The organism is Fulvivirga sp. M361 (genome assembly GCF_007097395.1).
Taxonomy (GTDB): Bacteria; Bacteroidota; Bacteroidia; order Cytophagales; family Cyclobacteriaceae; genus Fulvivirga.
The window spans coordinates 251808-264072 of the sequence record NZ_VKDC01000004.1 but is presented as its reverse complement, the minus strand read 5'-3'; the positions used below and the strand labels follow the sequence as shown (position 1 = coordinate 264072).

The window sequence follows — 12265 nt, the reverse complement described above, 5'->3', positions numbered from 1 at the left end:
CCTTACGAAAGGGCAAAATGTTTTTCCATAGGACGTTGAAAACCACTCTAAAATTCACGTGTTTTGCACCGCACAAGCAGCTAAAAAAAATGAGCAAAAAAGTACTTTTAATGATATTAGACGGCTGGGGAATAGGTACTAACCCGGAGGTCTCAGCGATAGAAAAAGCGAATACTCCTTTTGTAGATTCACTCTACGAAAAATATTCCAATAGCAAATTGGAAGCATCAGGTTTGGCAGTAGGACTTCCCGAAGGTCAGATGGGTAATTCGGAAGTAGGTCATATGAACATTGGAGCCGGACGTATAGTGTACCAGGACCTGGTAAAGATCAACAAGGCTTTCGAAGAACGCACCATTGATGAAAATGCTGTGCTTAAGGAAGCGTTTGTCAAAGCCAAAACGGAAGACAAAAAAGTGCATTTGATCGGACTGGTGTCTGATGGAGGTGTGCATTCACATATCAACCACTTAAAGGGACTTTGTACCGTGGCAGCTGATCATGGCCTGGAAAAGGTATTTATCCATGCCTTTACCGATGGAAGGGATACTGACCCTAACGGCGGCAAAGCTTATATACAAGAGGTGCAGGACCACGCCGATCAAACCACAGGAAAAATAGCTTCTGTGATTGGCCGTTATTATGCCATGGATCGCGATAAACGTTGGGAGCGCGTAAAACTGGCGTATGACCTTTTGGTGAAAGGAGAAGGGGAAAAGACTTCCGATCTGTCTAAGTCTATTCAGGCGAGCTATGATGATAATGTTACGGACGAGTTCATTAAGCCATTGAGTGTTACGGATGCTAATGATGCTCCTGTAGCTACTATTGAAGAAGGTGATATTGTCATTTGCTTTAACTTTCGTACCGATCGTGGGCGGCAGATCACCATGGCGCTTAATCAGCAAGACTTTGCAGAGCATGGCATGCATAAGCTGGACCTTTACTACGTTACCATGGCCCGTTACGACGAGGCATTTACCGGTGTGAAGGTAATTTTCGAAAAAGACAACCTGACCAATACATTGGGTGAGGTGCTTGAAAGGAACCAAAAGAACCAGATCAGAATAGCGGAAACGGAGAAATATCCGCACGTCACCTTTTTCTTTTCCGGGGGGCGTGAGGACGAGTTTAAAGGTGAAAAAAGGATATTGTGCCCGTCACCTAAAGTAGCTACGTATGATCTTCAGCCTGAAATGAGCGCAGCCGAAATACGAGACAAGATCATCCCTGAAATAGACTCAGGCTGGCCGGACTTTATTTGCCTGAACTTCGCTAACCCGGACATGGTAGGCCACACCGGCGTTTTTGAAGCAGCCGTAAAAGCATGTGAAACAGTGGATGGTTGTGCGAAGATGGTTTGTGAAGCAGCGTTAAGGAATGACTATTTGACCATCATAATCGCTGACCACGGCAATTCTGATATCATGATCAATGCGGATGGTAGCGCTAACACAGCCCATACTACTAACCTGGTACCATGTATTTTCGTTGATAATGCGTTTAACGGCCCTGTTAAAGATGGTAAACTTGGCGATCTGGCACCCACTATTTTAGATTTCATGAAAGTAGAGATACCTGCTGATATGAACGGAGATATATTGACCCAATGAGGTTGAGTATATGGGTTGTTCTACTCGGCCTATGGTCGTGTCAGGAAGTGTCAAACAGTAATACCACATCACGGTATTACAAAGTAGATAGTCTTATATCTGCACAACAGGTCGCGTTGTATACAAACAACGCGGCCTTAGAGAAAAAAGCGTATATAGGTGCGGATTCCGCTGTGGTTACATTTACACCGGATAGTGTTCAATGGCAGGATGAATTGAATATTCTTAAAAAGGCGGATATCAGTAACCCAACACTTGACGGTATATACGTATCTGAGATCACTGATGATCCAAACAGTAATCTCACTGTTCGGACGACGAGTACTGACAAGGTGGATGCTGAAGTGAAATTTTTCAAACTCTATTACCTGGAGCGGGTAGGGGAATTAAGAAAGTTTGAGGCAATGTGGGAAGAAAAAAATCCACTCAACAGCAGCCAAAAAATCGTAACCTTATTCTTTGAAGACATTCATGATCAGGTGCTGTTAAAAAGCTACAAGATCAAAGGAACTCAAAAGATGATCCTTCAGGATACGGTAAAGTTTGAGATCACAGGCACGATTAAATACTAACTACTTTTTGCATCACTGACGACACAGGAAGAAGAAGTGGTCTTCTCATAGCGTGTTGTAATCAGAAAAACTCCAAACGAGTGTTCAATTCAGAATTTTGAGGGTTCTGGTCTGGCTGTCATTTCCCTTTAATCCAACATCTCTCTGTTCTCTACACCATAATGATCGAGTTACGGCGTTGCCTGAATGCATGCTATGAAGTTGCAAGAATCCCCTGTCAAACCTATTTACCCATAAGTTCAGTTACAAGCATCCAGCACTTAGTGCCAGCCTATCACAACGCTATGCTCCATGCTCTTTGCACTCAACTCTTCTTACTCAGGCACCTTAATATGATTTCCAAAAAACAGAGCGTTCAGGAATAATCGGTTAGTTCCGTACCATGAACCTCGGAAATTTGGATTATCAGCAAAAAGTACTACGCGACCTTTTCCCAGCGAACTTACAATGAGTGAAGCCGAAGGCTTTAAAAAGTTATTCAGATTATTTTCAGTAATAAACCCATCCATATGTGGGTTACGGGTGTACTTGGCTACTGTGGCGTAAGGGTTTTCACTAGGCCGGAGCCATACCTCGCTATTACGGTAAACAGGCAGTTTTTGTCTTGTAAACCCGAATCCGATCGGATGAGTAAGGTCCAGGTTTACCTCAAAGATGGCACCTCCCACGCGCTTTTTACCCAGGTTTTCAGGTGCATCTACATAAGGGAGTCTGACCGGTCTTTTGTCCTTACCATTTTTCTTGTCGTCATTACTTTCATCTTCGATGAGCTTCTCCTGAACTAAGCCCTTTTCAATAGCCCACTTCGAGGCGTTCCTTATCGTGATGAGTGTATTGCCTGCAGCTACCCAGTCTTTGATATTTTGTCTTTTTAAAGAATCCAGCCTGTTGTAACTGCCGGATATCATCACCATGGTATTATATTTATCAAGGTTCACCTGCCTGAACTGATGTATCCGTGCTTTGGTCACGGGCATATGCATTCGCGTATCCAGTAAGTGCCAGACCTCTCCGGCCTCATAGGAAGAAGTGCCTTCTCCCACCCATAACAGTACCTTTGGTTTTTGTACAGGCAGGAAATAGCGGCTTCCAAGGTCAATTCCGCTGGTGGAAAAGCCCGTAGCCACAGGTATCACATCTACCTTCCATTGCTCACCGGCTTCTTTTAAAATATCATAAAGCCTGTCTTTAGAAACCTTTTGCTTAAAGACAGGCACCATCAAAGTACCATAACCATATTGCTTGCCATCTAAGCTAAAGGGTTTAAAAGCTGCTGTGACACGTACTTCCTCTTTTAGTAGTTGATAGAGTACCGGAACCGCGTTGTAGTCATTGTAGGGTATCAGGTAAGCATAGTCGGATGACGGGAATGTGACCGTATTTACCCGATTATTTTCGGCAGTAATTTCTTTGCCTCTTGAGATGCTACCGGTGTAGCTACTGTAAGGCATATTGTAAAAATTAGCCACTGACCAGGCAGAAGCATCATAGAATACACTGTCAACGTATTTATTGTACGTTTCAAACATGGTTTGTACCATCCGGTATTGTTCCTGATGGGTTGGGACCACGTAGGCAGAGCCCGGGCGGTAGGGGATCCCTTTTTTTGTTACCTCTTGACTGAGTTCATATACTTTAATTTTATGAATAAGAAGCTTGTCGATAAAGGCCTTTGTCCTGTTTTTATCCGCTATATCGCCAAAGACATAACCCTTTACCTGACTTTTGGCTGATAAACTCATGGCTGATGTGAAGAAATCCTGTTGATAGCTATACAGCAGCTCTTTGTTTTCTACGGCGGCCCGGATGGTAGCAAAACTGGATGTGTACTGGTTGCGAATGGTAAATGGAAAGGTAATCTCGCCCATAGGAGTTTCCTGGAGGTGACCCCTGGAACTGGCTTGTTCAAATAAGAGCGCAAGGCCTCCCTGGAGGTCAGGATAAGAAGAACCGTAGCCCGGATAGGTCCCGTCAAAAACTTCTTTGGTAAAATACAGCGACCCGATCTTATCCAGGTCTGATTTGAAGTATTTTGCAAATGTACCATTCAGTGTAGTGTAATTTTCCTTTGGCATGATAGGGTTTGAAGAGGCATTGGCCTTCATTGGCTCAAAGAAGTAGGTGCTTTGTGTTCCCATTTCATGAAAGTCAGTTACAACGTTGGGATACCATTGGTGGTACCAGTTCAGTTTACCCCGGCTTTCAGGGTGGATAGCCAGCAGCCAATCACGGTTCAGATCAAACCAATAATGGTTGGTTCGTCCCCTGGGCCAAGCTTCGTTGTGCTCTGCTTCCATAGGATCACCTGAGAGTACATTTGCACGGTAGGTGTTGGCCCATTGTGTATGACGGTCTCTTCCGTCCGGATTAATGGTAGGGTCTATGAAAATAACGGCTTCACGGAGGTAACTGGTGATGCTTTCCTGCTGAGAAGCCACCAGCGTATAGGCGGTTAACAAAGCAGCTTCTGCGCTGGAAGGCTCATTACCATGGACATTATATCCCAGGTTTATAAAAATGGGTAAGCCTGAAAAATCACTGACCGTTTTATCCGGATCTACTACTTCCAGGTGCTGTTTTCGGATATCTTCCATATTCGAGTGATTTTCAGGGGCCGTTACATTAAGCATTACCAGGGGCCGTAGCTCATGGGTTTTTCCATAGTAGGTAATGGTGGCCCTATCTGAAAGGTCAGCCAGTTTTTCAAAATAGGCGACTATCCGGTCATGTCTGGTATGCCGGTCGCCAACAGGATAGCCAAGGAACTCTTCGGGACTTGGAATGGCCTTGTTAAAAGGGCCTTTATCTTTTAGAAAATAATCCTGGGCGGCGGCAAATGAAATGATTAATACGCCTGCAAGCGATAGTAAGCCGGTTCGTATCATATGTGATAGGTTCTGATTTTTAACGATAACAAATAAAGTTAAACGATACTGGTTTTGATTTACCATGAAACTATACAATCGGGGCGAAGTGTCTTTAGGCGGAATGGATCCTGATGATAGTATGCCGTTATACCTTCACAATATTTCGAAGGCCCACAGAATAACGGAATAAAATTTTTTGAAATAATTTGGAAACATTCGTTAGCGTAGCTACGTTTGCTGAATCAATTCGATCATCCTGTTTGGATAATCGATTTATACAGAAGCGTGAAGAGACAGGCTCGTTGAAGCGCTAGCAACCGTCCAAAGTTAATAAATATGGAAAGGTGCTAATTCCTGATCCCTTGAAGGTTTACCACAGTGGTGAACCGGGAAAATATAAATTGATAGTAATGAAAAGAGCGATCCAGCACCAAACAGGTTTATTAGCCACTTTCTTAAAAACAGTATTTGATCCTATCGGGTCTCCCGGTATTATTCATTGTTGTTGTTGCTGTTAGTCAGCGCCTAGTATCATAGTTATTCAGGCGTGGTAATAAGTTTCCGGAGGGCATCCTCCGCATGCTTAATGCCATAGCTATAGCTACAAGTCAAATTCAATCAAACATTTCATAACACTACATACTTAAAAGATCAAGATCATGTCACAAGAATTAAACTTTGAAACACTTCAGCTTCATGCTGGATATGAAGATGTAGAGGAATCATCGCGTTCGAGAGCGGTTCCTTTGTACCAGACCACCTCATATACTTTTAAAAACTCAGAACACGGAGCTAACCTCTTTGCGCTGAAAGAGTTCGGAAATATTTATACCCGGATCATGAATCCCACTACTGACGTTTTTGAGAAACGTATAGCAGCACTTGAGGGAGGTGTAGCAGCGTTGGCGGTAGGTTCCGGACAAGCAGCTCAGTTTATAGCCCTGAATAACTTTCTTTCCGTAGGAGATAACTTTTTGTCTACCCGCTTCCTTTACGGAGGAACGTACAACCAGTTCAAAGTAGCTTTTAAACGGCTGGGAATAGAAACACGTTTTGCAGAAAGTGATAAAGCAGAGGATTTCGAAAAACTAATTGATGATAAAACCAAGGCTATATACCTTGAAACCATTGGTAATCCAGGCTTTAACATTCCTGATTTTGACGCTATAGCTGTGTTGGCTAAAAAATACGATATCCCCTTGGTGGTAGACAATACCTTTGGAGCAGGAGGCTATCTTTTCAGACCGATTGAACATGGTGCTTCAGTGGTGACTGCTTCTGCCACAAAGTGGATCGGGGGGCATGGCACTTCTATCGGCGGGGTGATCATAGACAGTGGAAACTACAACTGGGGCAACGGAAAATTCCCACAATTCACCGAACCTTCGGAAGGGTATCATGGTCTGAATTTTTGGGATACGTTTGGCTTTGACAATCCACTTGGACTTCCTAATGTGGCCTTTGCCATCCGGGCCAGAGTAGAAGGGCTTAGGGATTTTGGTCCGGCTATTAGTCCATTTAATTCATTTTTATTACTCCAGGGGATTGAAACGCTTTCATTACGGGTGGAACGTACGGTAGCTAATGCACTGGAACTGGCCAAATGGCTCGAGGCAAGACCGGAGGTGGCATCAGTAAATTATCCCGGATTGGAAAGTAGCGCCTATCACGAACTGGCTAAGAAATACTTAAAAAGAGGATTTGGCGGGGTACTGTCTTTTGTACTTACCGGTGACAAAGAGCAGGCGACAAAATTTGTAGATAGTCTGAAGTTAGTCAGTCATCTGGCTAATGTTGGAGATGCTAAAACACTGATCATACAGCCTTCTGCCACCACCCACCAGCAGTTGTCGGACGATGAACAGCTGGCGTCAGGCGTGCTGCCCAACCTATTAAGAATTTCGGTAGGTATAGAACATATAGATGATATAAAATCAGATTTAGAGAATGCATTCAGTAAAATCAGTGCCGGCGAAGTTGTTGGGGGCTAAATCAGAAATTTTCCATTACGATCAAGAGTTTGTCCTGGAGGAGGGCGTCTCCCTTCCGGGACTTGAGATCGCATATACCACACATGGTACGTTAACCCCTGCCAAAGATAATGTAGTATGGGTGTTTCATGCCTTAACGGCCAATGCAGACCCCTTTGAATGGTGGCCCGGACTGGTAGGTGATGGTCACCTGATCAACCCGGAAGATCATTACATTGTCTGTGCCAATATGCTGGGCTCATGTTACGGGTCTACCGGACCAGATCATAATGATGCTGTGACCGGAGAGAAATATGGACTGGATTTCCCTACGGTCACTATAAAGGATATGGTCAATGCCCATCGGTTACTTAAGGTTCATCTGGGCATAGAAAAGATCTACCTGGGTATAGGAGGGTCTATGGGTGGACAGCAGTTGCTTCAATGGGCTGTGGAAGAAAATGATCTTTTTGAACATGTATGTGCTATAGCGACTAATGCAAGGCATTCGGCCTGGGGTATAGCATTCAACACCGCTCAGCGTATGGCCATGGAGGCAGATCCTACCTTACAGGAAAAATATCCGGGAGCTGGAGAAAAGGGGCTCAAAGCGGCCAGGGCTATTGCTATGCTCTCATACCGTAACCAAAATACGTACCGCAAAACCCAAACTGATTTTGAAAACAAAATAGATGATTTTAAAGCCAGCAGTTACCAGTACTACCAGGGAGAAAAGCTGGTTCGGCGTTTTACACCTCATGCCTATTGGTACCTGAGCAAGGCCATGGATAGTCATAATGTAGGGAGAGGCCGCCGTTCAGTACCTGCTGCCTTGAAATCCATTCAGTCTAAAAGCCTGATCATAGGCCTTAGAAGTGATATTCTATTTCCCGTGGCTGAACAGCGATTTATTGCTAAAAACATGAAGAATGCCACGTTCCAAATGGTAGAATCACTGTACGGCCATGATGGTTTTTTAGTAGAGGCCAACAGTATCAGTAAGCATATAGAACACTTTTTAACCAGTGAATAAAAAGATCATGAAGAAATATAAAATAGGATTGTTTGGTTTTGGATGTGTAGGTCAGGGGCTTCATGAAGCCCTGAGTGATAACCCTCAGGTAGCTGCTGAAATAGTGAAAATATGTGTCAAAAACCTTGACAAGGAAAGGCCTTTATCCAAAGATAAGTTTGTGTTTGATCCGAAATCCATTTTAGAGGATGAAGACATTGATCTGATCGTAGAACTTATCGATGATGCCAAACTGGCCTTTGAGATCGTTTCTGACGCTCTTAGACAACGTAAACCCGTCATCAGTGCCAATAAGAAAATGGTAGCGGAAAACCTGGATAAGCTTATTGCACTTCAGCAGGAATATGATACTCCAATACTCTATGAAGGTGCAGTGTGCGGAAGTATTCCCATTATAAAGACATTGACAGACTATTATTCATTGGAAAATGTACTGGAGATAAAAGGTATTTTCAATGGCTCCACCAATTATATTCTGACCAAGGTGATCGAAGAGAATAAGAGCTATAAAGAAGCGTTGGAAGCTGCCCAGGTAAATGGTTTCGCCGAAACAGATCCTACATTAGATGTGGAAGGTTATGATGCAAAATATAAGTTGAGCATAGTGATAGAACATGCTTTTGGTGTTCACGTACATCCGGATAATATTTTTAATCAGGGCATTCAGGATATCACCAAATCGGATATAACATTTGCAAAAGAAAGGGGTCTCAAGATTAAACTGCTTGCTAAGGCGGTTAAGTACAACAACTATTTTTCTGCCTATGTTGCTCCACATTTTGTAAGTAAAGAAAGTCCGCTTTATCATGTGGAAAATGAGTATAATGCCGTGTTGGTGCAAGGTGCGTTTGCCGATGACCAGGTGCTGGTGGGTAAAGGAGCGGGTAAGCTGCCTACGGGTCTTGCAGTACTGTCAGATGTTAATGCCATTGCAAATAACTATCGTTACAGCCAAAGGCAGGTTTCAAGTATGGCCATTCAATCAACCGTTGAAGAAGTGTACGTCAGTTTTAGCCCGGAACAGCCCGTCAATTTTAACTTATTTACCAATGTTTCAGAAAAATATATTGGACAGAATTCCGGTTATGTGATCGGTGAAATTAACACGGACAGTCTGCAGGAATTGCTGACTAATGCCGATACCAATGTTATTTTTACGTCCGGGGCAAAAGAAGAGATAGAGATACACAGACTCACTTACTCTTATGAAATAGGCTAAGTGAGCGGGTTGGTTACCAGGAAGGGAACTTCAATATAAACTCACTGCCTTTTCCCGATTGACTGTTCACGGTTACCGTGCCGGAAAGCTCGTCCATGATCTGTTTTACGATGGAAAGCCCCAGCCCTGTGCTACCCTCGCCACCAGTAGGTTTGGGGGACAGCGTTTGGAACCTTTTAAACAATAAATTATGCTCCTCTTCAGGAATGCCCTGCCCTTCATCTTTGACAGAGATACATATATGTGCATTATCCCTGCTTAGTTTTAAAAAGATGTTTTTTCCATGATCCGTGAATTTAATAGCGTTAGTTAGCAGATTATCCAATACTCTGGTAAATAGTCCGAGGTCTGTATTCAGCATCACGGTATTGCGCTCTAATTCAACGTTTAATTTGATCTTTTTGGCAGCGGCCAGTTTCTTGTACGCCTGAGTAGTTTCTTTGAGCAAGCTGTTCAGATTTATCAGTTCCTTTTTTTGTACAAGTTGGTTTTCACCATAAAGCAGCAATAGGTCTGAAATAAGTTCAAATCCTTGATCTGTAGATTTATAGATCATATTGATGACTTCCTCCTGATCTTTAGTGAGAGGTCCGCTGGAGTGCAACAGGTTCAGCAGACCTTTGCTCCTGTTAAAAGGTGCTTTCAGGTCGTGGGCTATAATACTAATTAAGCCATCTTTTTCTACGTTTAGCTTTTGTAGTTCTTTATTCTTTGTTTCCAGTTCATTTTTTTGATTTTCGATCCTTTCAGTACGTAAAAGCACTTTTTTTTCCAGCGTGGCATTGCTACCCTGAAGCTTCATAGTAAGTCGGTTGACCTCAAAAAAAGCAAAACTGAACCGCCGGGCAAGGATCATAGAATGTGTCACGAAATACAACATGAGCCCAAAATTGAACAGAGATCCGCTTAGTATAATGTTACTGTAAAAAAGAGCATCATTGATCAGTGCTAAGGTCAGTGCTGATAACCCGATCATAAATATAATGGCCTCAAGGTTCTTTTTATGAGCTTCCTTACTTAGTACAAAGAAGCAATACAGTGCAGATGAAATAGTAGCCAGCTGTGAGAATGGAATTAAATATGAACTTAGTTTGGCTGGTAGGAAGATGGTCAAAAAGCTAAGGCCAATAAATACCCCCGTTATTATTTTTATGGCCATCTTACTGAAAATCTTATCGAAAAGGCCACGTATGAAAAACACGGTAATTGTAATGAACATAAAATAACTAATGAATTCTATGCGTATGAGTAATTCCCAGGAGATGGAGGGGAATATATCAACGATTACATACTGGCCTACGGAAGAAGCGCGTATGGCAGAAATCAGGCAAATACTTCCAAAAATAATGTTCAGCGAGTTTCTGAACCCAAACAAAAACAGGCCAAAATGGTAGAATCCCATGAAAAAAATACTTCCGAAGACAAAGAATTCCAGTTGGTATTTTCTGGCTTTATATTGATATACAGCGTCCGTAAAGCCGAGTGCCGGGGCCTGCCATAATCCTCCTTTTCGATAGTCAAAATTGGAGATATGAAATACAATATTTAGCTCTCCCTTATGGTCAGGGACTTTAACAATAATGTCCTTATATGCTGGCTCTGCCTGTTGCTCTGTTTTTCCTACTCTACCCACCTCAGCCAGAACAGTACCATTAATGATCAGCTTACTGGCAGTACCCATTGGAGGTATTTTAAGGGCCAGTTTTTCCTGGGAAGAAGGTACATATACCTTTAGGTAATAGGTGGCATAGCCGTGTGCGGGCATCTCATTCTCCTTCCATAGCTCTCCCGTCCATGAATTAGGGGCTTTGAAGTAGGTCTTTTTCTCCTGCTTCTGCATTTCTTTATCCGTCAAAAAATCGCCATAATGGAACTGCCAGTATGTTTGGAGTTTCACAACTTCATTTTCTCCAAGCTTTCCAAGGTCTAAAACACCCTGAGCATGATGATATAATGGTAAAAAGAGAAAAGAAAGAAAAAAAAGAAGAAATCTCAGCACAAAAGAAGATTACATCCGTTCAGGAAATATTTAAAGTAAAAATATCTAAATCAATGTTTAAAACCAATTTAAAATGCCTGCTTACCACCTGTTTAGGTCTTAAAAAGATATTATTCTTTCCGCCAAGGAATGAAAAGCTAGTCTTTCTTTTTTAAGATCCTTCGGATGTTGTTAGCCTCTTTCATCAATTTCAATAAGGAGTGCCTGTCATTGGAATCAATTTTATCTTTAAATTCCTGGAGATGACGAATATATTCTTCGAGAGCTAAAGAAATGTGCTGTGCATTTTGAAAAAAGATAGGCCCCCACATATCCGGTGAGCTCATAGCTAGTCTTACAGTAGATTGGAAACCACTGCCCGCCAGGTTGAAAATGTTTTTTTCATCTTTTTCAATATCCAATACAGTTCGCCCTAGCATAAAAGAAGATACATGGGATAGATGGGAAATATAGGCGACGTGTTTATCATGATCAGCCGCTTCCATGTCTATGACGGTCATCTCCAGGTCTTCAAATAAGCACCGGGCCACATTCAGAGCTTCTTTACTTGAAAGGGCTGTTTCACAAAGAATATTAATACATCCTTTATAGAGTTCCGCGAAAGCTGCTTCGGGCCCTGTGTTTTCGGTTCCCGCCATAGGGTGTGCGGCTACATATTGTGAGCGGTTTATATGATTGTTCACCTGCTGGCATATAAGTGCTTTGGTACTGCCGAAATCAACGATAACCTGTCCTGGCTTTACCCTGTCGAGTAGTTCGGGAAGTATGTTTAAAATAACGTCTACGGGAGTAGTGAGTACGATCAGGTCGACAGATGCTACAGCTTGTTCAAGGGTTACACACTTTTCTACAATACCTAAAGCCTGAGCAGTGGCGCAATGCTGTTCATTGCTATCAACTCCTATAAAATGATAATCTTTTCCTTCTTGCTGAAGAGATAAAGACAAAGAGCCTCCCATTAACCCCAGGCCAACAACTGCTACTTCCATAAA

Annotated in this window: 9 protein-coding genes and 1 riboswitch; of the genes, 6 read left to right on the top strand and 3 right to left on the bottom strand. The window is 42.7% G+C overall.

Annotated features, from left to right (window positions below; translation table 11 throughout):
• Window positions 1-89 precede the first annotated feature (89 nt).
• Both gpmI and FNH22_RS04705 read left to right on the top strand, forming a co-directional pair.
• The gene (gpmI, locus tag FNH22_RS04710; protein WP_143397183.1) at window positions 90-1613 is read left to right on the top strand and encodes a 2,3-bisphosphoglycerate-independent phosphoglycerate mutase; all 1524 of its coding nucleotides are present in this window, start codon (window positions 90-92) and stop codon (window positions 1611-1613) included.
• Window positions 1610-2185: a hypothetical protein gene (locus tag FNH22_RS04705; RefSeq protein ID WP_143397182.1), complete on the top strand. Its 576-nt coding sequence runs from the start codon at window positions 1610-1612 to the stop codon at window positions 2183-2185. Before gpmI ends, FNH22_RS04705 begins: the two co-directional genes overlap by 4 nt.
• A gap of 314 nt (window positions 2186-2499) precedes the next feature.
• Here FNH22_RS04705 and FNH22_RS04700 read toward each other — a convergent pair whose 3' ends face one another.
• A complete protein-coding gene (locus tag FNH22_RS04700; RefSeq protein WP_143397181.1) occupies window positions 2500-5070 on the bottom strand; it encodes a M14 family zinc carboxypeptidase in 2571 nt (856 codons plus the stop codon).
• Between the two features lie 252 nt (window positions 5071-5322).
• Window positions 5323-5455: riboswitch (SAM riboswitch) on the top strand.
• A gap of 256 nt (window positions 5456-5711) precedes the next feature.
• Here FNH22_RS04700 and FNH22_RS04695 point away from each other — a divergent pair.
• Genes FNH22_RS04695 through FNH22_RS04685 form a run of 3 tightly spaced genes read left to right on the top strand, consistent with a single transcriptional unit; the run spans window position 5712 to window position 9274 of the window.
• A complete protein-coding gene (locus FNH22_RS04695; protein WP_143397180.1) occupies window positions 5712-7043 on the top strand; it encodes an O-acetylhomoserine aminocarboxypropyltransferase/cysteine synthase family protein in 1332 nt (443 codons plus the stop codon).
• A complete protein-coding gene (metX, locus tag FNH22_RS04690) occupies window positions 7000-8055 on the top strand; it encodes a homoserine O-acetyltransferase (RefSeq protein WP_143397179.1) in 1056 nt (351 codons plus the stop codon). Before FNH22_RS04695 ends, metX begins: the two co-directional genes overlap by 44 nt.
• Before the next feature lie 7 nt (window positions 8056-8062).
• Window positions 8063-9274, top strand: coding sequence for a homoserine dehydrogenase (locus FNH22_RS04685; protein ID WP_143397178.1), 1212 nt, complete (start codon window positions 8063-8065; stop codon window positions 9272-9274).
• A gap of 13 nt (window positions 9275-9287) precedes the next feature.
• Here the strand turns inward: FNH22_RS04685 and FNH22_RS04680 are convergent, their stop codons facing one another.
• Window positions 9288-11171 (bottom strand): sensor histidine kinase, encoded by a 1884-nt coding sequence (locus tag FNH22_RS04680; protein WP_143397177.1) that lies wholly within the window; start codon window positions 11169-11171, stop codon window positions 9288-9290.
• Here FNH22_RS04680 and FNH22_RS04675 point away from each other — a divergent pair.
• The gene (locus FNH22_RS04675; protein ID WP_143397176.1) at window positions 11156-11428 is read left to right on the top strand and encodes a hypothetical protein; all 273 of its coding nucleotides are present in this window, start codon (window positions 11156-11158) and stop codon (window positions 11426-11428) included. The two genes, FNH22_RS04680 and FNH22_RS04675, sit on opposite strands and share 16 nt — an antisense overlap.
• On the opposite strand, the gene FNH22_RS04670 is transcribed toward FNH22_RS04675, so the two are convergent.
• Complete coding sequence (locus FNH22_RS04670) at window positions 11411-12262, bottom strand: prephenate dehydrogenase (protein WP_143397175.1); 852 nt, start codon at window positions 12260-12262, stop codon at window positions 11411-11413. The genes FNH22_RS04675 and FNH22_RS04670 overlap by 18 nt on opposite strands.
• Between the last annotated feature and the right edge of the window lie 3 nt (window positions 12263-12265).